Genomic DNA, 21,926 nt, shown 5'->3' with positions numbered 1-21,926 from the left:
TTTTTAACGGCAAATGCCGTCTATAAAAAATCCATCAATCTAATTTTTCAATTGATTCATTTCATCGATATTGACCGTTCTGCGGTTGCGGTAGAGCGAAATCAGGATCGCCAGTCCTACCGCTACTTCAGCTGCTGCAACGGCAATCGAGAACAGCGCGAAAACCTGGCCAGTAATCGAAGGGTTAACTCCGTATTTACTGAAGGTTACCAGATTGATATTGACCGCATTCAGCATCAATTCGATAGATATCAACACAATGACTGTGTTCTTCTTTGTCAGCGCACCGTAAAGTCCGATGCAGAAAAGAATAAGTGCAAGTGCCAGATAGGCTGAAACCGGAACAGAACTCATTCCTGATCACCCTCCTTTTCGTCATCCTTGCGCGCAAGTACGATTGCGCCGACGAGCGCAGCAAGCAGGATTACGGATGTCAGCTCAAACGGGATGATATATTGCGAGAACAATGATACCCCGATTTGTTCTGTGTTATTTTCATGCAGCGTATTTGGTACTGCTTCGAAATTCAAATCGTAAATTCCAAAATACACAGCTGCTCCAAAGCCAATGACTCCTAGCAGCAGTGCAAGCTTGCGCAGCATTCCGCCCTTTGGTTCTGCTTCATCACCATGGTGGCGGGTAAGCATGATCCCGAACAGCATCATGATCGTGATGGCGCCGGAATAAATCATTACTTGGATGACCGCCAGGAATTCAGCGGACAAGAGCACATAAATACCTGCAATACTGACGAATGTAAAGACGAGCGCTACGACCATGTGGATGACCTTGGTGAGGTTCAATAAAAGCACGCCGCCGATTACCGCCACTAAAGCAAGTGACATAAACGCAAAGAATTCGCCTGTTAACGTCATGCTTTATTCACCTTCCGTATATTCTCATCATTTTCGTCAAGCCATTCCAGGTTCTTGAATAAATCATCCCGGCTGTATTCAGCAAGCTCAAAATTGTTCGTCATGATGATCGCTTCAGTCGGGCAAACTTCTGTGCACAGGTCACAGAGGATGCAAAGTTCGAAGTTGATATCATACGTATCAATGATTTTGCCTTTTTTCGTTGGATCAGGATGCTTTTTACCAGTCAAGTTAATGCAATCTGTCGGACAAATATTGGCACACTGGTTGCAGACGATGCATTTTTCAGGATAAAACTTCTGGATCCCGCGGAACCTGTCAGGAAGCGGAATCGGTTCGTTTGGATAATCGTAAGTCAGCTTTTCGCGAGTCAATTGTTTAAGGGTATAAGCTAATCCTTTAGTCCATCCTAGCACGTAATTCACCCCTTTAATGCAGGAAGCAATGCTGCTTCCGTTCCTATTTTAGAAAAAATTCTTTAATCAAAGCAGTAAGGAAGATGTTTGCCAGCGCTACCGGCAGAAGCACTTTCCATGCGAACTCCATCAATTGGTCGGCGCGGATACGCGGGAACGTAGCACGGAACCAGATGAGGATATAGACCACCAAGCTGAACTTGAGCGAGAACCATACAGCTCCTGGAATGAAGCCAAGGAACGGCAGCGGAAGCCAGCCTCCAAGGAATAATACAGTGATCAACGCAGACATTGCGAACATATACACATATTCAGCGAGCATGAACATCGCCCAGCGGAAGCCAGAGTACTCTGTGTGGAAACCGGCAACAAGCTCGTTTTCCGCTTCTGCAAGGTCAAATGGAACCCTGTTCAGTTCGGCAGTAGCAGCGATGAAGAACACGATGAACGCGATTGGCTGCCATAGGATGAACCAGCCACTGTCACCTTGTGCTGCAACAATATCATTAAGATTCAGGCTGCCTGTCAGCAGGACGATTCCAAGTACGCTCATAACCAGCGGGATTTCATAGGAAATCATCTGTGCCGCAGCACGCATACCGCCAAGCAATGAGTACTTGTTGTTTGAAGCCCAGCCTGCCATCAGCATGCCGACAATGGTCAGACCTGAGATAGCGATATAATACAGGAATCCTACATTCAAGTCAGCAAACTGCAGTTTATCTGTCAAAGGGATCGTCGCCATGACCATGAAGGATGGCGCGAACGCGATGACCGGCGCGATAATGAACAGCGGCTTATCAGCGGCTTTTGGAATCAGGTCTTCTTTTACCAGCAGCTTTAAAACGTCGGCAACGGATTGCAACAGCCCCCATTTACCGCCGACATGGGATGGACCATAACGGCCCTGCATGAAACCAAGCACTTTCCTCTCTGCCAGAATCGCCATCGTAACGAACCCTAGGATTACTAACAGCAGGACGACAGCCAGGACAAAGAAGATGCTGAAATTCATAAGGCCCGGGCTAGATTCGAGAAAGTTCTGAACCATTAACCGTCTACCTCCCCAAGAACGATATCAACCGCTCCTAAAATTGCAATCAGATTTGAGATGCTTTCACCTTCGAGCAGTTTAGGGAGGATTTGCAGATTATAGAAGCTCGGTCGTCTGAATTTGAGACGGTACGGCTCTTTTTTGCCATCGCTGGAAATATAGCAGCCTATTTCGCCACGTGAGCCTTCGATCCGGACAAACGCTTCCCCTTTTGGAGCCTTGATGATTTTTGGAACCTTGGCTATGATTTCCCCATCTTTCGGGAATTGCTGCACAGCCTGTTCGATGATTTTCAGTGATTCTTCGATTTCGCCCATCCTTACATGGTAACGGGCAAGCGCGTCGCCTTCATCGCGAGTGACAACGTCAAAATCGAAGCGGTCATAAATTGAATATGGCTCATCCTTGCGCAGATCCCACTTCACGCCTGTTGAGCGCAGGTTCGGTCCGCTCAATGAGTAATTGATTGCATCTTCCTTTGTATATGTACCAATGTTTTTTGTACGGTTGAGGAAGATCTCGTTTCCTGATACCAGCTGGTGGTAGCCTTTCAACTGTCCTCTTAGGTAAGGGACAAATTCAGCGACCTTTTCAATCCAGCCTTCCGGAGCGTCCCATTTGACGCCTCCTACACGCATGTAGTTGAAAGTCAGACGAGCACCAGACAATTCATTCAATAGGTTAAGGATCATCTCACGGTCACGGAATGCGTATAGCAATGGGCTTGTCGCACCGAAGTCGAGGATGAATGTTCCCCACCACAGCAAGTGGCTGGCAACCCTGTTCAATTCCATCGCCAATATCCTTAAGTACTCGGCGCGTTCAGGGATCTGTACGCCCATCATCGTTTCGACTGCATGGACGATTACATAGTTATTCGTCATTGCCGATACGTAGTCCATCCGGTCTGTATACGGAATGATTTGTGTGTATTGCAGGTCTTCAGCTAGTTTTTCAGTCCCGCGGTGCAAATAACCGATGACCGGCTTCGCTTCAACGATAATCTCACCATCAATTTTCAGAACGAGGCGGAATACACCGTGTGTACTAGGGTGCTGCGGGCCCACGTTCAAGAGCATTTCTTCTGTGCGTATCACGGGCTACACCTCCACATCATACGGTTCATAGTCTTTTCTTAATGGGTGGCCTACCCAGTCTTCACCAAGCATGATGCGATGGAGGTTTGGATGGCCTTCGAATTTGATGCCAAGCAAGTCATACGTTTCACACTCCGGCCAGTTCGCTCCTGCCCACAGGTTCGCCAGTGACTCAATAACCGGCTGGTCGCGGTCAAGCTTGACCTTCAATGCAACGGACTGCCTGTTTTTGTATGAGTACAAGTGAACATACACTTCCATATGTGTCTGGAAATCAGTGCCGTGAATCTCAGATAGATAATCAAAGCCTAATAGTTCGTTGTACTTCAGGAATTCAGCCAATCGGTAATAAGATTCTCTTTTAGCGACAAGCGTTGGGACATCTTTTGAAAGAGGATTAATATACGAATCTTCCAAAATATCATCGCCTAGATTGTCGGTAATCGCTTTTACATATTTATCTAAGTAAGGCTGATTTGGAGATGGCTTTTTCTCTTTAACAGGCTCTTCTGCTCCTGCTTTTGCGCCTGCTGCTGACTTCGCCTTCGCTGCAGCTGCGGCTTTTGCCTTGGCTGCGGCAATCGCTTTCGCTTTCTCGTCGTCAGCGGATCCTCCGCCCGATGCTGCAGCTTTTGCTTTTGCTGCTGCGGCCGCCTTTGCTTTCGCTACAGCTGCTGCTTTCTTTTTCGCTAAATCATCATCGTCGCCTGCTGAAGCGTCCGCTCCTCCGCCTGCCTCCTGAGCTTTCCTTTTCGCTGCCGCTGCTGCCTTTGCCTTCGCTACGGCTGCGGCTTTCTTTTTCGCAAGGTCATCATCGTCACCTGCTGAAGCGTCTGCTCCTCCAGCTGCCTCTTGAGCCTTCCTTTTTGCTGCCGCTGCTGCCTTCGCTTTCGCTACGGCTGCGGCTTTCTTTTTCGCAAGGTCATCATCGTCGCCTGCTGAAGTTTCAGGAGCTGCAGATTCTTCCTTGCTTTCCTCTGCCTGGCCAGTTGCCTTCATTTTAGCAAGAGCGGCTGCTTTTGCTTTTGCTGCTGCGGCTGCTTTTTTCTTGGCTAATTCAGCATCTTGACCTTCTACCGGAGCCGATACTTCCTCTTTCGCTTCTGGTTCTTCAGCCTGGCCACTCGCTTTCATTTTTGCCAGTGCAGCTGCTTTCGCCTTCGCTGCGGCGGCTGCTTTCTTTTTCGCAAGCTCGGCATCGTCACCTGCTGGTGCATCTGCCTTCGCCTCTGTTTCTTTCACTTCAGGTTCTGCGACTTTGTCGGCAACCTCTTTCGGGTCATTTCCTTCCCCTGCCTGTTTAGCAGCCTGTCGCTGCTTCGCAAGCTCTTTTGCTTTTTGGGCTGCTTCTCTCTTTATCTGCTCTAAATCCTTTTCCCCGCTCATCGGTTAGATCACCTTCTTCCCGGTTTTCGCCTCATAACGGATTTTCTCTTTCAATTTATTAATCCCGTAAATCAATGCTGCTGGATTCGGCGGGCAACCCGGTATGTAAACATCGACCGGCACAATCTGATCGACACCTTTTACAACTGAGTATGATTTTACATATGGACCGCCTGCTGTCGCGCATGAACCCATGGCGATTACCCATTTTGGTTCTGCCAATTGGTCATATAGTCTGCGGACAGTCGGAGCCATTTTTTTCGTAACTGTGCCTGAAACGATCATGACATCGGACTGACGAGGTGAGTTCCGGTAGAATGTCCCGAAACGGTCCAGGTCATAGTGAGCCGAACTGGATGCCATCATTTCAATCGCGCAGCAAGCAAGACCGAAAGTCATTGGCCACATGGAGTTGCTGCGAGCCCAGCCTTTAACCTGCTCAAGAGTTGTTACGAACACATTTCTTTGGAGTTCTGCCACTTCTTCAGGTGAGAAATCATCCAACTTTAAATCCATTTTAGCACCTTCTTTTTCCATGCGTAGATGAGTCCGATCAGAAGCATAACAACGAAAATCAGCATCTCGATCAATGCGAAGATTCCCAGCTTCTCATAGGCGACAGCCCATGGATACAAAAACGCTGTTTCTACATCAAAAATAACGAACATAAGAGCAAAAACATAATAACGGACATTAAACTGGACCCGTGCATCACTGAACGGTACCATCCCGCTCTCGTAGGTGGTATATTTCCGCTCGTCCTGCTTGTATTTCGGCCGCAAAAGCTTAGCCGCAAACAAGGCTACGATTGGAAGCAATACCCCGAGACATAGGAACACAAAGACTATCAAATAGTTATTTTGATATAGATTCAACTGCTCCATGCCCATCCCTCCAATGTTGTGAAATTTTCATACTTTTTAATCTTGTAACCGATAACAATTATACCATTGTTACAATAGTGTGTCGACAAGCCTTTGAACAATCTGGCAACCTTCTTCCAAGCCCTTTTCAATAGAGAAATAGCTTCTAATTGAGTGTTATTGTATTGGCGGAAAGAGGGTTCCCCTTTCATACTTAGTTGCTATAAAGGCAATATATTCTTACTCTTTTGACAAGGCTTATTTCGAACTCCTGCCAATTTGGAGGGTGCAGCCTCCTGACCATCCTTGTTAACCGTAAAACGCAGCAGACAAATCGGTTACATTCTATATTAAATACAATTTGGATTAAGTTGTCAGTGACGTTTGTCAACATTGTGAAGTTCTTTGACAGCGTTGATTTATGGCGGAATTGTGGAAATTTTGATTGCGGGGTGTATTTGAGGGTATTAATTAAGAATTGAGTGGTAAAGTGACTGATTAATTGAGCGATTGACGCTGAATTTATCTCTGGACATGAGTTTTTACGATGCGAAAGCGAGATTTAGATTGCATACCTGATCTATCTGCATTTTTTCCAGGCTGATTGATGATATCCAAATGTTTTATAGCAAGATTATAATTTTTATAGCGAGTTCTTATTTTTTATAGCGAATTTTTGATTTATATAGCGAGTTTACCGGTTTTATAGCGAGTTTTTCATTTATATAGCGACTTTATTGATTATATAGCGAAACGGAATCTGCTCCTAGTTTTGTAAATCTTCTGGCAGCGTAAAATCGCAGCACATTCGCTAGTTCACCCACCAACATAATAAGATTTCAGCAAATCCATCACCTTCTATAAAATAAAAACACCCCCCGGCAGCGCCGGAGGGTGTTGATGTATCTTAGATTCTGCGTTCTGCAACTGAAATACGGTTGATCGCACGCTGCAGGGCAAGTTCTGCACGCTTGAAGTCGACGTTCTCCTGCTTTCTTTCATGCAGGCGCTGCTCAGCGCGTTCTTTTGCTTTTAGTGCACGTTCAAGATCGATTTCAGATGATTGTTCTGCAGATTGAGCAAGGATGGTTACCTGCTCAGGACGGACCTCGAGGAAGCCGCCGCTGACTGCAATGAACTCGTTATTGCTGCCATTTTTCAAACGGACAGCGCCAATTTGTAGCGGTGCAACCATAGGAATGTGACCTGGCAAGATTCCAAGCTCGCCTGTGCTCGCTTTTGTGCTTACCATTTCAACATCTGATTCATACACCGGCCCATCGGGAGTAACAACACTGACTTTAATCGTCTTCATTTTTTACCCTCCTGGTCCGTTATTAGACCTCTACACCCATACGTTTTGCATTCTCGATAACTTCTTCGATTCGGCCAACTAGGCGGAATGCATCTTCTGGAAGGTGGTCATATTTGCCGTCAAGGATTTCAGCGAATCCTTTAACTGTTTCTTTAACTGGCACGTAAGAACCTTTCTGTCCTGTGAACTGTTCGGCTACGTGGAAGTTTTGTGACAGGTAGAACTGGATACGGCGAGCGCGGTGTACAGTTAGCTTATCTTCGTCAGATAGCTCATCCATACCAAGGATCGCGATGATATCCTGAAGTTCTCTGTAACGCTGTAATGTTTGCTGTACGCGACGAGCTACTGAATAGTGGTCTTCGCCAACGATTTCAGGTGTCAATGCACGTGAAGTCGAAGCAAGTGGATCCACCGCAGGGTAGATACCCATTTCAGATAGCTTACGCTCAAGGTTTGTTGTTGCATCCAAGTGAGCGAAAGTTGTAGCCGGAGCCGGGTCAGTGTAGTCATCGGCAGGTACATAGATCGCCTGGATGGAAGTAACAGAACCTACGTTAGTAGATGTGATACGTTCCTGCAATTTACCCATTTCTGTAGCAAGAGTCGGCTGGTAACCTACCGCTGATGGCATACGGCCAAGTAGGGCAGAAACCTCAGAACCTGCTTGCGTGAAACGGAAGATGTTATCCATGAAGAAAAGAACGTCCTGTCCTTGCTCATCACGGAAATATTCAGCCATTGTCAAACCAGTCAGGGCAACACGCATACGTGCTCCTGGCGGCTCGTTCATCTGTCCGAATACCATCGCTGTTTGCTTGATAACGCCAGAGTCAGTCATTTCGTGGTAAAGGTCATTACCTTCACGTGTACGCTCACCAACACCTGCGAATACGGAGATACCGCTGTGCTCTTGAGCGATGTTGTTGATCAATTCCTGGATAAGAACGGTTTTACCTACACCGGCACCACCGAACAATCCGATCTTACCACCCTTGATATATGGAGCAAGAAGGTCAACTACCTTGATTCCTGTTTCAAGGATTTCAACCTCAGTTGAAAGCTGTTCGAATGTTGGAGCTTCCCTGTGGATTGAATCGCGGCGTGCATCAGCAGCAACTGGAGCGTCAAGGTCGATTGACTCACCCAATACGTTGAATACACGTCCTAGTGTTACGTCCCCAACCGGAACGGAGATTGGAGCACCTGTATCTAATACTTCGACGCCACGCTTAAGGCCGTCTGTGGAAGACATCGCGATTGTACGAACTGTGTCATCGCCTAAGTGAAGGGCTACTTCAAGAGTTAGTTCGATGTTCACATCCGCATCGCTTGTTACAATTTTCAAAGCGTTATAGATCTCTGGAAGATTGCCGCTTTCAAACTTAACGTCAACAACCGGACCCATAACCTGGAGAACGCGTCCTTTGTTCATCTTGTTCCCTCCTATCGTACTAGTTGAAATATATACATCATGATGGGATGCAGCATTAAGCCACATCCCCGATTTTCATTGAAAAATCTATTCGAGCGCTGCAGCTCCACCGACGATTTCGGTGATTTCCTGGGTAATAGCAGCCTGACGCGCACGGTTGTAGCTCAAGCTGAGGGAATTGATCAGCTCTTTTGCGTTATCCGTTGCGTTTCTCATGGCTGTCATACGGGCAGCGTGTTCACTTGCTTTACTGTCAAGCAGTGCTCCATAAATCAAGCTTTCTGCGTATTGAGGCAAGAGAACTTCCAGGATCTCCTCAGCGTTCGGCTCAAATTCATAAGAAGTAAGCTTTGTTGAAGATCCGCCAATATCCGTTAACGGAAGCAGTTTCTTATCAGTTACTTCTTGAGCGATCGCGCTGACGTAATGACTGTAGTAAATATATAATTCATCAAATGATCCATCTGAGAACATGCCAACAGTGTTGCTGGCGATATCCTGGATTTCCGCGAAGGACGGCTGATCTGCAATGCCGACGATGTCAAGGACAACGTTCATGCCACGGCTTTGGAAAAAGTCACGGCCGACACGCCCGATCGCGATAATCGCAAACTCATCATTTGATTTATGGCGTTGCTGGATCGTCTGGTAAACCTGGCGAAGGACGTTACTGTTGTATGCCCCTGCAAGTCCACGGTCAGATGTGATTACTAGATATCCCGTCTTCTTGACTGGACGGCTGTTCAGCATTGGGTGGTTGGAATCCTTGCTGCCCATTGCGATTGAGGCAGTCACTTCCTGGATTTTTTCCATGTAAGGAACGAATGCTTTCGCGTTCATGACTCCACGGTTCCATTTAGCTGCGGATACCATCTCCATTGCCTTGGTAATCTGGCTCGTCTTTTTAGTCGAAGTAATACGGTTTTTAATATCGCGTAAAGATGCCATTTCGGTTCTCACCACCCTTTTACAAAAGATTGTTAGTCCAAGTGTAAGCAGGAGCCAGGTCCTTTTTTAAAAAGGAATGCTGGCGCTGCTACTTATTCTACCTGTCCAGCTACAGCGCCTAGCCCTTCGAGTCGCTTCGGTCCATCCAATGAAGTCAAAGAACGACTTCACCGGCTGGTCCTCCACCGCTTGTCGGGGCTGACCAAGGCGCTTCCGCTTTTCTAGTTACTCAGAAACTGCAAACGTCTTTTTGAACGCGTTGATTGCAGCACTCATATCGTCGTCTGAAGGAAGTTCCTTCGTTGAACGGATATGGTCTAACACATCTGTATGGTTGTGGTCTAACCATGAAAGGAATTCACCTTCGAAGCGGCGGATATCCTGCAATGGAATATCGTCAAGGAAGCCGCGAGTCAGTGCATATAGGATCGCAACTTGCTTTTCAACAGCAAGCGGCTTGTTAAGATCTTGTTTAAGAACTTCTACCGTACGTGCACCGCGGTTAAGTTTAGCCTGAGTCGCTTTGTCAAGGTCAGAACCGAACTGTGCGAATGCTTCCAATTCACGGTATGAAGCAAGGTCAAGACGCAGTGTACCAGATACCTTCTTCATCGCTTTGATTTGAGCGGATCCACCTACACGGGATACAGAAAGACCTGCGTTGATCGCTGGACGTACGCCAGAGAAGAATAGGTCAGACTGCAAGAAGATCTGTCCGTCTGTGATTGAGATAACGTTCGTTGGAATGTAAGCAGAAACGTCGCCTGCCTGAGTTTCAATGAACGGAAGTGCTGTGATTGAACCTGCGCCTTTAGCGTCGCTCAACTTAGCAGCACGCTCTAGTAAGCGTGAGTGCAAGTAGAATACATCCCCTGGGTAAGCTTCGCGGCCTGGAGGACGGCGAAGTAGCAAGGAAAGTTCACGATATGCTGCCGCTTGTTTTGAAAGGTCATCATATACGACAAGAACGTGCTTGCCATTGTACATGAATTCTTCACCCATTGTTACACCAGCGTAAGGAGCTAGGTATAAAAGTGGTGCCGGCTGTGAAGCAGATGCTGTAACAACGATAGAGTAATCTAACGCGCCGTGCTTACGGAGAGTTTCAACTGCGTTACGTACAGTTGATTCCTTCTGTCCGATTGCAACGTAGATACAGATCATGTCCTGGCCTTTTTGGTTAAGGATTGTATCGATCGCTACAGATGTTTTACCAGTCTGGCGGTCACCGATAATCAATTCACGCTGTCCGCGGCCGATTGGCACAAGAGCGTCGATCGCCTTGATACCAGTCTGCAATGGCTCATGAACGGATTTACGGTCCATAACGCCTGGTGCAGCGTACTCGATAGGACGAGTTTTTGTTGTGTTGATTGGACCCATGCCATCCACTGGCTGTCCAAGAGGGTTTACGACGCGGCCGATAAGCTGTTCCCCAACAGGAACCTCCATGATGCGGCCCGTACGGCGTACCTCGTCACCTTCGCGGATGTCCGTGAAAGGTCCAAGGATGATGATACCGACGTTATTTTCTTCCAGGTTTTGTGCCATACCCATAACGCCGTTTGAAAATTCAACAAGTTCTCCAGCCATGACATTGTCGAGGCCATGAGCACGGGCGATACCGTCACCAACACTGATAACTGTACCCACATCACTCACTTGAATTTCCGACTGATAATTTTCGATTTGCGATTTTATCAGCGCACTGATTTCTTCAGCTTTGATGCTCATGAGTTTCACCCCTATCTACGAATCTTAGCCTAGCAATTTACGTTCTAAGCGGTCTAGCTTGCCACGCAAGCTGCCGTCAAAAATGCGGTTTCCAATGCGAAGCTTTACGCCTCCAAGCAAATTGGAATCTACAATGTTTTCAATTTGAAGTGCCTGTTTGCCAACCTGCGGCGCGAACGAAGCTGAAAGTGCTTCAGCCTGCTCAGCCGTCAAAGGCTGGACACTATAAACCTTTGCTTCAGCCACGCCTTTTGCATCATTCGCAAGGGCGATGAACTGGTCAGCAACGTCTGCGATCTGGTCTTCGCGGTGGCGGTCAACCAAAATCATCAGTGTATTAAGGACATACGTGCTTACAGATCCGAAAGCTGTTTTCAAAACCTCTTTCTTCTTCTCGTTTGGAAGCTTCGGAGACTTTAAAAATGCAGTCAATTCCGGATTGTTCACAACAACTTCTTTTACTGTGCGAAGCTCTTCCTCAACCTGTGGGAGAGCCTGCTTTTCAGAAGCGAGTTGAAAAAGTGCCAGGGCATAGCGCTTTGCTACTGTCGAGTTGCTCATCGGGCATTACCCGCCTCTTGAATGTATTCATTGATGAGCTTTTCCTGGTCAGCTGCAGAGATTTCCTTCTCGATCACTTTAGAAGCAATCAATACAGAAAGTGAAGCAACTTGTTCGCGGATCGCCGCAACAGCCTGCTCCTTCTGCTGCTCAATTTCAAGCTTCGCAGATTCTTTGATTCTGTCAGATTCAGTGCGTGCCAGTGCAATGATTTCATCACGCTGAACGTCACCCTGTTTCTTTGCGTTTTCAATTAGGCCCTGTGCTTCTGTGCGTGCCTGCTTAAGCATTTCACGCTGTTCTTCCAAAAGTTTCTGTGCTTCAGCACGGCTTTTTTCAGCCGCTCCGATTTCGCCAGCAATATGCTCTTCACGTTCCTTCATGATGCCCATCAATGGACCCCAAGCGAACTTCTTAAGCAATGCTAACAAAATAAGGAACATAACAAGCTGGAACAAGATATCGCCTGTGTTCAAGTGGCCTGCTTCAGCAGTTGCTCCCAATACTAAAGAATTCATTGTTAACACCCTCGATTCACTCCCTTCAAGAGTTGTACCATGATTAAAAAGGTCCAACAAGCGTCACCTGGCTTAAAAGCCAACGCTATGGCTTCCCGTTCCAAATCCCGGGCTTGCCCGATTTTATTTCAAACGATTGCTTACATTCAAATTCAGGTCGCCTCTCGCCGGATTGAACCGGCAGAAAGCCGACATAATAGAATGGCGAAGGTTCGCGCGGAATGATCTTCGCCATCTTAAATTCTTATAATTGATTAACCACCAATAACCATGAACGCGATAACTACAGCGATGATAGGAATCGCCTCAACCAATGCAACCCCGATGAACATTGTAGTTTGAAGCATACCGCGAGCTTCTGGCTGACGAGCGATACCTTCTACTGTACGTGACACGATCAAACCGTTACCAATACCTGCACCAAGTGCTGCTAAACCAATTGCGATTGCTGCTGCTAAAAGACCCATTATAAAGTTCCTCCTTTAATGTATGAAAAAATGTTTTTTAAGTTTTGTCCATTAAATGAACAGGTATATATTAATGGTCATGGCTCACTTTATGGGAGAGATAAACCATCGTTAACATTGTGAAGATAAATGCCTGGATTGCTCCGACGAAAACGGAGAAACCTTGCCATACAAGCATTGGAACGGCTGCCGCCAAAGTGCTGACAGCGTCAGTTGCAAGTCCGGCTGCAAGCAGACCCAACAGGATCTCACCCGCGTAAATGTTACCGTAAAGACGCAGACCAAGTGTGAGCGTGTTTGCAAACTCTTCAATGATCTTGATCGGGAACATGAACCAAAATGGCTTAAAGAATTCCTTGCCGTATTCGGCTGTACCTTTAAGCTTGACGCCATAATAATGGGAAAGTCCTACCACCATGACTGCAAGAGTCAGTGTAATGACTGGGTCGGCTGTTGGTGATTTCCACCAAAGTTGATTGTCGACTACGACAGAGAACGGCAATCCCAGCATATTGGCAACAAACACATACATCAGCAATGTGATGCCAAGGACATGGAATCTTCCCCCATCCTTCCAGTCCATCGTGCTGTTGATGATTCCTTTTACGAAATCCATGATCCATTCCATGAAATTCTGGATTCCTGTCGGTTTCATCGCAAGCTTACGAGTGGAAAGTACTGCAATGATGAAGACTATAGCACTTGCTACTGTAATCATCAGCATGTTTGCCAGGTTAAAATAAAGTCCTAAAAATGGAACTAAAGGAGCTTCATGATGCATCAATTATTCACCTCTCTTCCCCGCTATTTACGTGATTGAAAAGACTGGACAAAAAAATCTATCATAATGACAATGTAAGCTGTCATTAATCCCAAAATTGTGAACACAAGGTTTATGTGATCCGGGTATTCCATTGCAACGATTACAGCAAGTGCTCCGGTAGCAAGCCTCGACATTGAGCCGAGCGATCGCACCTTCTTCCCCTGTACCACCGAATCCCCGAAGTTGTTCATTTTCCTCGCAAGCAGCCATAAATTAAAAAGGCTCAGGCTTGTACCAAAGATCAATCCCGCAAAAACAGATTGATAGCTTGTAAAGCCGTACCCGAGTACGTATACAGACAACAAGGTGAATATGTATTTGCGCTGGCGAATAAACAAGTCCTGGATTTCCATAGATGGCTAGTCTCCCGAAAAGAAGTGTTGGATGAGGCGGAGCATGGCATAAACACCTGCCGCCAAACCGATCAGCAATCCGAATATTAAGAAAAGTGGCTCTGTACCAAAGGTACGGTCAAGCCATCTCCCGGAGAAAATGCCAATTAAAATGGAGCCTACCAATTGAGATAGTATAGCGGACATGAGTGCCATCGCTTGTAAAGGGTGGCGGTTGTTTCGGCGCATAAAAAACGCATCCTCGCTTATGAGAATGGGAGCTTCAGGGGGTGAAAAATCATTTTTCGAAAAAACAATATTTTCACAAAAAAAGCTTGCATATCAACATTGAAAACCTTATCATTTTATGCCCTTTGTAAGCATACAATAGGCAAAAGTCAATGTCAATCCATTGGGGTGAAAAAATTCACAAAGTTTTCACTGTGAATATATACCATTAACCCTATCTAAGTATTATATTATAAAAACTAATTTTCGATTGCATTTCAGCTCAACTTTTTCCAAATGATAGCATGGATTAAATTGAAAATAATAAAGGGCCGGAAAGAGAGTCACCTTTCTCCGCCCCTTGCATTTTTACATAATGCACTGGTTCAATCGTGTTCTTCGGCCCTTACACTTTTACTGATAAAAATCATTGTATCGATCGTGCTCTCCCTGCCCTGCTTTCGGGCAAATACTTTCGCAAGGTACATCCCTTCCTCCGGCAATTTTTCCATAGGTATTTCTTTTCCGACCATTCCTTTTTCCAGCTTTCTCCCCCAATCAAGGAATCCGACGAAGCGGTATTGATCTGGATCAAAAAGTGCGATGCCGAATTCCTCTGCTCCACCAGGCAAATAGACTTCATACCTGTACGCTTCGCCATTATCAGCAGGGGCGAAGTCGAAGCCCATCACCCGTGGGTAATCAGGTTCTTCCACAACATAAAGGTATGGGATGCTGATTTTATTTTTCCCATCATCTATAAGAAGGGCACCGTCATGGATCTTGTCCTTTAGCAAGGAAGGGCTGGCACTCATCGCGAGCTCTACGTCTTTCGCCTCGTTCGGTTCCAAAGTGAAACTCATCGGAAGCTCCCAATCTATTCCCTGTTCTTTTTTTGGAATGGAAAATGAATAGGTCCTAGCAGTAGAGCCTGTATTTCTAACAGTCAGTTTCGCACTGTGCTCATGCATGCTGTCGGCAAGCTGGAATTTACCGAATTGAAGGGAACCAGGACTGACAAGGGTTTCGGTATTGATCGCTGCCTCTAACTGGATCCTTCCCGCTCCTTGCTCGAATGTCCGGTATCTTTTGCCCGTTCGATCTGTAATATCCTTGGCCGTATTCATGATTGCTGCCTTGATCTCAGCTGGTGACCAGTCGGGATGAGCCTGCTTGATCAGGGCTGCTGCACCTGCAACATGGGGCGCGGCCATGCTTGTTCCCTGAAGCGGGAGGTAACCTCCTGGTATCGTACTGTTGATCGCCACACCAGGCGCAACGATATCCGGCTTGATTTCCCATGTGACCGTTACCGGGCCGCGGGAGCTGAAGTCCGCAAGTATATCTTTTTCTTCTATTAAATGGATGCGGATCAGCGTCGAGTTATTATCGAACTGTTTTTTCAGTGCCAATCCTGCTTCTTTACTGATTGCAGCCACTGGAATCGGCAGGCTTTCTTCCAGATTCCCGAAGAATGTTCCCTTCGTGTTGTTATAGATGATTACCCCTATGGCCCCCGCTTCATAAGCGTTCTTCGCTTTTTCGGTAAAAGTAAGCTTTCCCCGTTCTACTAAAACAAGCTTGTCCCTTACATCATTCATTTCTTCTTTCGTGCCAAGGCCTGCAAATACAAGGTTTTCACTTTGGGTAATTTTCCAATTGTCCGAACCCTGTAAAAGTTCAAGTCTGATTTTATCCGTTATTCCTGTTGCGTTAAGATATGGCACCTGCATCGGAGGAGTTGACGCGCCAACCGAGATTGCCTTGGAAGCGGTGCCTGGCGATCCTACTGTCCAACGATTAGGCCCAGAGTTCCCAGAGGAAGTTACCGCCACGATTCCTTCGTCCACCGCCTTGTTAAGCGCGAGGCTGATGGGCAAGTCCGGGCCATTGACGTCATTTCCGAGTGATAGATTCAGGATGTCGACCTTATCCTTTATCGCTTCATCAATAGCAGCAATCACCTGCTCTGTCGTACCACTTCCACCCGGACCAAGCGCACGGTAGGCAACCAGTTTCGCATCGGGAGCAATTCCTCTCATCCTGCCGTTTGCCGCGATGACGCCAGCCACATGCGTGCCGTGCAGGGTGCTCCGGAAGCCGGCACCCTTAGTTTCCATCGGGTCATCATCACCATCCACCAGATCATGCCCCCCAGCAAAACTCCTCCTTAAATCAGGATGGTCATAATCTATTCCCGTATCGATTACCCCGATTGTGACACCCTTTCCTGTCAGGCGATTGCCTTTTTCATCAAGAATTCCATGGACCGCATCTGTTCCAATCAGTTCAAAATTATCGATAAAACTATCACTTGGTTTGTAGCGGTTTGGAAGATGGGCGGAGCTTTCCACCTTGTATGTATTCACTTCGGATAAAAATTGAATGTCATTTGATTTTTTTAACTTCTCCAGCTCAGACACTGGCCCTTTAACAGAGAATCCATTGATCGCATGTGTAAAGATGCGGCGGAGCTTAGTGTTCTTGAGTGGTTTTAGCTGATTGTTGATATCATGTTCATTGAGTTGTTGCTTCGTTAATACGATTGCGATTTTTTCCGTTTGGGGATCTTCTTGAGGAATCGGCGGAAGCTGCAGTTTTTGCGGTTCGAAAGCAACGAGAATCAGCAATATTGGAAAAATAATGATTAGAGAACGCTTGATCAAGACGGAATCCCCCTTTTTCCGTTTAGCGTTTCAATTGGGGGCTGCTTATATACTTCCAAAAATAGGGTGATGGTGCAATTCCACCAATTTATCGTGCAATTAAGGTGTCTTTTCGCGCAATTAATTGTGTTTAGGGTGCAATTATGATTGATATCCGTGCAATTATTACTGATGTCCGTGCAATTATTACTTTTAATTGGCTCAGTCCTCACTCATTGTTGATTTTGGAGTGCTTATGCGATTTCATAAGCGGAGAATTTCCGGCTATTGTATACGGAGGAAGCTTTGGAAGCAGAAATAAGCGGAGGTATTACGGTTAACTAATAAAAAAAAGACAAAATCAATTGATTTTGATTAGCTAACCGGAAAAACACCCCTTATTTTTATAGAAATAAGGTTCGTTTTCAATTTAAGCGGAATTTTTCCGTTTATTTTACTAAAATCTAAAATCAACGTTTAGTTACAACTGAACTTATTTAGTTAAGAATCTATCAAGTAGCATAAAGCCACAATACACCTAAAAAACACCCCTTTTTTTAAAAAAGAGGTGTCTAATCGGTACTTATTTATATTGTCCAGGACGATTTTCAGTGTGTTTGAAGTAATAACGGATGGCTTCACAAATGCGTTCTGATGCACGGCCATCTCCATACGGATTTGAGGCTTTGGCCATTTTTTCATATGCTTCCTGGTCTGTCAGCAATTCTGTTGCCATTTCGTAAATTGGCTGCTCTTCGTTCCCAGCGAGCTTCAGTGTTCCTGCTTCTATGCCTTCCGGACGCTCGGTTGTGTCGCGAAGAACGAGTACAGGCACACCTAAAGACGGTGCTTCTTCCTGCACGCCGCCTGAGTCAGTCAGGATGAGATGCGCGCGTGAAGCGAAGTTATGGAAGTCAATGACGTCAAGAGGCTCGATCAGATGAATGCGAGGGTCATTGCCCAGCACTTCGTCTGCCAGTTCACGGACAACAGGATTTAAGTGAACAGGGTAAACAACTTGTACATCTTGCTGATCATCGACGATTCTTTTGATGGCACGGAACATATTGCGCATTGGCTCACCGAGGTTTTCACGGCGGTGTGCCGTCATCAGGATCAAGCGGTCATCGCCCAGCTTATCGAGAACCTTATGCTGATAGGTTTCTTTTACCGTTGTCTTCAATGCATCGATTGCCGTGTTACCGGTTACGAAGATGTTTTCTTCAGATTTGTTTTCCCGCAGCAAATTAGCCGCTGATTTAGAAGTTGGCGCAAAATGAAGATCTGCCATTACTCCTGTCAGCTGACGGTTCATTTCCTCAGGGAACGGAGAATATTTATTCCACGTTCTCAATCCCGCCTCGACATGACCGACGACAATCTGATTGTAATAAGCCGCAAGACTGGCCACAAACGTAGTTGTCGTATCTCCATGCACAAGGACGATATCCGGCTTGACTTCCTTCATTACTTTATCCAGGCCTTCCAGACCTCGTGTTGTTACATCAATCAAAGTTTGGCGATCCTTCATGATGTTGAGGTCATGGTCTGGCGTGATATTGAAAATATTCAAAACCTGATCCAGCATTTGGCGGTGCTGGGCGGTTACCGTAACGATTGATTCAAAGTGTTCAGGGTGTTTCTGTAATTCGAGGACAAGTGGTGCCATTTTGATTGCTTCCGGACGTGTCCCGAAAATTGTCATTACTTTAATAGGCTTGTTCATCGCAAACACTCCTTATTTAGTCCCGAATAAACGATCTCCTGCGTCTCCTAGTCCAGGTACGATGTATCCGTGGTCATTCAGCTTTTCATCGAGTGCAGCGATGTAGATATCTACATCAGGGTGAGCTTCTTTTACCGTTTCTACCCCTTCAGGAGCTGCAATTAAACACATGAATTTGATGTGCTTCGCACCGCGCTTTTTAAGAGAGTTAATCGCTTCGACGGCCGATCCGCCTGTCGCAAGCATTGGATCGACGACGATGAAATCGCGCTCTTCGACGTCACTTGGAAGCTTCACATAATATTCAACCGGCAATAATGTTTCAGGATCGCGGTAAAGTCCGATATGGCCGACCTTCGCTGCTGGAATCAATTTCAGGATGCCATCCACCATTCCGATACCTGCACGCAGGATTGGGATGATGCCTAGCTTTTTGCCTGATAGTACTTTGGATTTTGTCTTTTCGACTGGTGTTTCAATTTCAATTTCCTCAAGCGGCATGTCACGCGTGATTTCGAACGCCATCAGCGTTGCAACTTCATCGACAAGCTCGCGGAATTCCTTCGTGCCTGTGCTTTTTTCGCGGATATAAGTAAGTTTATGCTGGATCAATGGATGGTCAAATACGTATACTTTTGCCATGTGTATCGCTCCTTTTAAAGGTAAATGAGTTGTGAACACCTGTCTGTTTTATGTAAGATCTGTTGAATCACACTTCGTATAATTTTACAGAAAAACTTCTGTACAAGCAACCGCAACAGCGTAATGATTTTTGATTGAAAAGCGGAAGCGCTTTGGTCAGCCCCGACAAGCGCTGGAGGGCCGACTGGTAAAGTCGTTCTTTGACTTCAACAGGCGGACTGAAGCGTCTCGAGCTGCTCAAAGCTAGCGCTTATCGCAAGATACTCTAGGAAGACAATCAAGGATGAAAATTGGCTAGGCGCTGGAGCTAGACATTTCTCCGATTGAAATTAAAACCAAACTTTATTTCTATAAAAAGCGGTCCTCATTCGTTTGAGGACCGCTGGGTGAAAAACTTATCTTTCAGGATATAATTCAAACTTGCTTGTTAAGTCTTCAACGCGTTTGCTTGCTTCTTCCAGCTTCGCTTCGTCTTCGTGATTTTTCAATGTGAAGGCGATGATTGAAGCGATCTCGTCCATTTCCTCATGACCGAAGCCGCGGCTTGTGACGGCAGCTGTTCCGATACGGACTCCGCTTGTCACGAATGGACTTTCCGGATCAAATGGAATCGTATTCTTATTGACGGTGATGCCGATATCATCAAGAACCTTTTCTGCTACTTTTCCAGTCAGGCCAAGTGAACGCAAATCAACCAAGAGCAAATGATTGTCTGTACCGCCCGATACAAGGTCGATGCCTTCCTTCTTCAAGCCTTCAGCAAGGCGATTTGCATTGGAAATAATGTTTTGTGCGTATTCTTTAAAAGAGTCCTCTAGCGCTTCGCCGAATGCCACTGCTTTTGCAGCGATGACATGCATAAGCGGACCGCCCTGGATGCCAGGGAAGATGGATTTATCTATTTTCTTCGCGAATTCTTCTTTGCAGAGAATCATGCCGCCGCGCGGGCCGCGAAGTGTTTTATGAGTAGTTGTTGTAACAAAATCAGCATATGGCACCGGATTCTGGTGCAGTCCTGCTGCGACAAGACCAGCGATATGCGCCATATCGACCATCAAGTAAGCGCCTACTTCATCAGCGATTTCACGGAATCGCTTGAAGTCGATCGCTCTCGGGTAAGCACTTGCGCCGGCAACAATCAGCTTCGGCTTGTGTTCGCGAGCTTTTTCAAGAACGACATCATAGTTGATTGTATGTGTATCTTCGTCTACACCGTACTCAACGAAGTTATACTGGATGCCGCTGAAGTTGACAGGGCTTCCGTGCGTCAAGTGGCCGCCGTGTGAAAGATTCATCCCAAGCACAGTATCCCCTTGCTCAAGGATCGTGAAATAAACAGCCATATTAGCTTGCGCACCTGAGTGCGGCTGGACATTGACATGCTCCGCGCCGAAAATTTCCTTCGCGCGGTCGCGTGCAATATTTTCAACAACATCGACATGTTCGCATCCGCCATAATAACGGCGGCCAGGATATCCTTCTGCGTACTTATTCGTAAGCACAGACCCCTGCGCCTCCATTACCGCTTCACTGACAAAGTTCTCTGATGCAATCAATTCGATTTTTGTACGCTGGCGTTTCAATTCATCCTGCATTGCAGCGTATAGCTGGCTGTCCTGCTGTGACAAGTTCTTCACTTAAGTTCCCCCTCTTATATGTATTCCCTTGTTCCGTTATTAGAAAATTCATTCTTATTTTAGCCGATATTATAATGAAAGGAAAGGCTGAAGGTAAAAGTAGAACTGGTTATCAGGCCTGCATTTTCCTTCATTGCCTTTCCCCTGTCAACAAGACTCATTTTCTTTTGTTTGCTCGTAAACCGCCCTGGCACCGCCAATCAGCTTCGGCCTCGTCTTCGCCAGTGTCACGTGGGCATGACCGATGCTTTTTTGCTGCACTCTTATTGGCACGGCAACATGCTTCATTTGCATGCCGATCAGCGTATCGCCGATATCAATGCCGGCGTCAGCCTTGATGAACTCGACAACCACAGCATCCTCAAGGTTTTTGTAGGCGTAAGATGCCATAGCACCGCCCGCGTTCCTGACTGGAATGACCGTCACTTCCTCTAGCTGCTTCTTTTCAGCTGTTTCCCGCTCAATGACAATCGCCCGATTCAAATGCTCACAGCACTGGAAGGCCAGCTGGACACCCGTTTTATCCTTCAGTTCGCGAAGCTGGCTGAACACCATTTCCGCAACCTCATCTGTACCCGCTGTGCCGATCCGCTTGCCAATGATCTCACTTGTGCTGCAGCCAACGACCAGCACTTGGCCTTTTTTCAGCTGCACTTGCTCATTAAATTCAGTAAGGATGGAGTTCAATTCTGCTTTCCATTGTTCAATAGACAGTTGTAACGCCTCCATTACATTGGTATTTTAATTTTGGAGTGCTCCTGATTATTTATTTTCATACTCCTTGATCTTGCCTACTCGGTTTTCGTGGCGGCCTCCTTCATATTCTTCTGAAAGCCACACGGCTGCGATTTCCCTCGCCAATCCAGGTCCAATTACACGTTCACCCATCGCAAGGACATTGCTGTCATTGTGCTGGCGCGTTGCCTTAGCGCTGAATACATCATGCACAAGCGCGCAGCGGATTCCTTTTACCTTGTTCGCAGCGATGCTCATGCCGATCCCTGTTCCGCAAATCAGGATTCCTTTATCAAACTCTCCGTTCGCCACTTTTTCGGCAACCGGAAGTGCATAGTCTGGATAATCAACAGATGTACCGCATTCGCAGCCAAAATCTTCATACTGGATATTCATTTCGTCCATCAAATTCTTGATTTCTTCACGGATATTCACTCCGCCATGGTCTGAAGCAATAGCAACTTTCATTGTAAAATCCTCCTATGTATT

General features: G+C 46.3%; 24 protein-coding genes. All 24 read right to left on the bottom strand.

The annotated features are described in order from the left end of the window. Positions 1-39: 39 nt before the first annotated feature. The 24 genes from nuoK to rpiB all read right to left on the bottom strand — a co-directional run bounded on the left by nuoK (position 40) and on the right by rpiB (position 21,905). The gene (nuoK, locus tag AB5I83_RS07975) at positions 40-354 is read right to left on the bottom strand and encodes an NADH-quinone oxidoreductase subunit NuoK (RefSeq protein WP_023613593.1); all 315 of its coding nucleotides are present in this window, start codon (positions 352-354) and stop codon (positions 40-42) included. After that, positions 351-875, bottom strand: a complete 525-nt coding sequence (locus AB5I83_RS07970) for an NADH-quinone oxidoreductase subunit J (RefSeq protein ID WP_167831114.1) — start codon at positions 873-875, stop codon at positions 351-353. Before AB5I83_RS07970 ends, nuoK begins: the two co-directional genes overlap by 4 nt. Continuing rightward, on the bottom strand, positions 872-1,291 hold the full coding sequence (gene nuoI, locus AB5I83_RS07965) for an NADH-quinone oxidoreductase subunit NuoI (RefSeq protein ID WP_023613591.1): 420 nt from the start codon (positions 1,289-1,291) through the stop codon (positions 872-874). Before nuoI ends, AB5I83_RS07970 begins: the two co-directional genes overlap by 4 nt. 43 nt (positions 1,292-1,334) lie before the next feature. Next, a complete protein-coding gene (gene nuoH / locus AB5I83_RS07960; RefSeq protein ID WP_226086194.1) occupies positions 1,335-2,342 on the bottom strand; it encodes an NADH-quinone oxidoreductase subunit NuoH in 1,008 nt (335 codons plus the stop codon). Further along, positions 2,342-3,442, bottom strand: a complete 1,101-nt coding sequence (locus tag AB5I83_RS07955) for an NADH-quinone oxidoreductase subunit D (RefSeq protein ID WP_448974309.1) — start codon at positions 3,440-3,442, stop codon at positions 2,342-2,344. The genes nuoH and AB5I83_RS07955 overlap by 1 nt, the downstream gene beginning before the upstream one ends. A 3-nt stretch (positions 3,443-3,445) precedes the next feature. After that, positions 3,446-4,828, bottom strand: a complete 1,383-nt coding sequence (locus tag AB5I83_RS07950; protein WP_448974307.1) for an NADH-quinone oxidoreductase subunit C — start codon at positions 4,826-4,828, stop codon at positions 3,446-3,448. A gap of 3 nt (positions 4,829-4,831) precedes the next feature. Then, the gene (locus tag AB5I83_RS07945; protein WP_023613587.1) at positions 4,832-5,344 is read right to left on the bottom strand and encodes a NuoB/complex I 20 kDa subunit family protein; all 513 of its coding nucleotides are present in this window, start codon (positions 5,342-5,344) and stop codon (positions 4,832-4,834) included. Continuing rightward, positions 5,335-5,712 (bottom strand): NADH-quinone oxidoreductase subunit A, encoded by a 378-nt coding sequence (locus tag AB5I83_RS07940; RefSeq protein WP_167831111.1) that lies wholly within the window; start codon positions 5,710-5,712, stop codon positions 5,335-5,337. Before AB5I83_RS07940 ends, AB5I83_RS07945 begins: the two co-directional genes overlap by 10 nt. 886 nt (positions 5,713-6,598) lie before the next feature. Then, positions 6,599-7,006, bottom strand: coding sequence for a F0F1 ATP synthase subunit epsilon (locus AB5I83_RS07935; RefSeq protein WP_214903026.1), 408 nt, complete (start codon positions 7,004-7,006; stop codon positions 6,599-6,601). A gap of 22 nt (positions 7,007-7,028) precedes the next feature. Then, positions 7,029-8,441, bottom strand: a complete 1,413-nt coding sequence (gene atpD, locus AB5I83_RS07930; protein WP_167831110.1) for a F0F1 ATP synthase subunit beta — start codon at positions 8,439-8,441, stop codon at positions 7,029-7,031. An 87-nt stretch (positions 8,442-8,528) separates the two neighbouring features. Further along, the gene (locus AB5I83_RS07925) at positions 8,529-9,389 is read right to left on the bottom strand and encodes a F0F1 ATP synthase subunit gamma (protein WP_167831109.1); all 861 of its coding nucleotides are present in this window, start codon (positions 9,387-9,389) and stop codon (positions 8,529-8,531) included. A gap of 225 nt (positions 9,390-9,614) precedes the next feature. Continuing rightward, complete coding sequence (gene atpA, locus AB5I83_RS07920; RefSeq protein ID WP_167831108.1) at positions 9,615-11,123, bottom strand: F0F1 ATP synthase subunit alpha; 1,509 nt, start codon at positions 11,121-11,123, stop codon at positions 9,615-9,617. 24 nt (positions 11,124-11,147) lie between these two features. After that, on the bottom strand, positions 11,148-11,684 hold the full coding sequence (locus AB5I83_RS07915) for a F0F1 ATP synthase subunit delta (protein WP_226642828.1): 537 nt from the start codon (positions 11,682-11,684) through the stop codon (positions 11,148-11,150). After that, positions 11,681-12,202 carry a F0F1 ATP synthase subunit B gene (gene atpF / locus AB5I83_RS07910; RefSeq protein ID WP_448974303.1) on the bottom strand — a complete coding sequence of 174 codons (522 nt, stop codon included), beginning with the start codon at positions 12,200-12,202 and terminating at the stop codon, positions 11,681-11,683. Before atpF ends, AB5I83_RS07915 begins: the two co-directional genes overlap by 4 nt. Positions 12,203-12,456: 254 nt before the next feature. Further along, positions 12,457-12,669, bottom strand: a complete 213-nt coding sequence (gene atpE, locus AB5I83_RS07905) for a F0F1 ATP synthase subunit C (RefSeq protein WP_023613579.1) — start codon at positions 12,667-12,669, stop codon at positions 12,457-12,459. Between the two features lie 70 nt (positions 12,670-12,739). Further along, entirely contained in the window at positions 12,740-13,450 is a 711-nt protein-coding gene (gene atpB / locus AB5I83_RS07900) for a F0F1 ATP synthase subunit A (protein ID WP_226643072.1), read from the bottom strand. Positions 13,451-13,473: 23 nt separating this feature from the next. Next, a complete protein-coding gene (locus tag AB5I83_RS07895) occupies positions 13,474-13,845 on the bottom strand; it encodes an ATP synthase subunit I (protein WP_448974300.1) in 372 nt (123 codons plus the stop codon). Between the two features lie 6 nt (positions 13,846-13,851). Then, positions 13,852-14,073: an AtpZ/AtpI family protein gene (locus AB5I83_RS07890; protein WP_226642823.1), complete on the bottom strand. Its 222-nt coding sequence runs from the start codon at positions 14,071-14,073 to the stop codon at positions 13,852-13,854. Positions 14,074-14,438: 365 nt separating this feature from the next. Continuing rightward, entirely contained in the window at positions 14,439-16,718 is a 2,280-nt protein-coding gene (locus AB5I83_RS07885) for a S8 family serine peptidase (protein WP_448974298.1), read from the bottom strand. A 562-nt stretch (positions 16,719-17,280) separates the two neighbouring features. Continuing rightward, entirely contained in the window at positions 17,281-18,423 is a 1,143-nt protein-coding gene (gene wecB, locus AB5I83_RS07880; protein ID WP_448974296.1) for a non-hydrolyzing UDP-N-acetylglucosamine 2-epimerase, read from the bottom strand. A gap of 12 nt (positions 18,424-18,435) precedes the next feature. Next, complete coding sequence (gene upp / locus AB5I83_RS07875) at positions 18,436-19,065, bottom strand: uracil phosphoribosyltransferase (protein WP_041964614.1); 630 nt, start codon at positions 19,063-19,065, stop codon at positions 18,436-18,438. A 395-nt stretch (positions 19,066-19,460) separates the two neighbouring features. Then, a complete protein-coding gene (locus AB5I83_RS07870; protein ID WP_448974293.1) occupies positions 19,461-20,702 on the bottom strand; it encodes a serine hydroxymethyltransferase in 1,242 nt (413 codons plus the stop codon). Positions 20,703-20,849: 147 nt separating this feature from the next. Next, on the bottom strand, positions 20,850-21,431 hold the full coding sequence (locus AB5I83_RS07865) for a TIGR01440 family protein (RefSeq protein WP_448974291.1): 582 nt from the start codon (positions 21,429-21,431) through the stop codon (positions 20,850-20,852). Positions 21,432-21,464: 33 nt separating this feature from the next. Further along, positions 21,465-21,905: a ribose 5-phosphate isomerase B gene (rpiB, locus tag AB5I83_RS07860; protein ID WP_167831099.1), complete on the bottom strand. Its 441-nt coding sequence runs from the start codon at positions 21,903-21,905 to the stop codon at positions 21,465-21,467. Positions 21,906-21,926 lie beyond the last annotated feature (21 nt).

This window comes from Mesobacillus sp. LC4, assembly GCF_053543455.1.
Note: the sequence above shows the minus strand (reverse complement) of the source record. Positions and strands in the feature narration are given on the sequence as shown.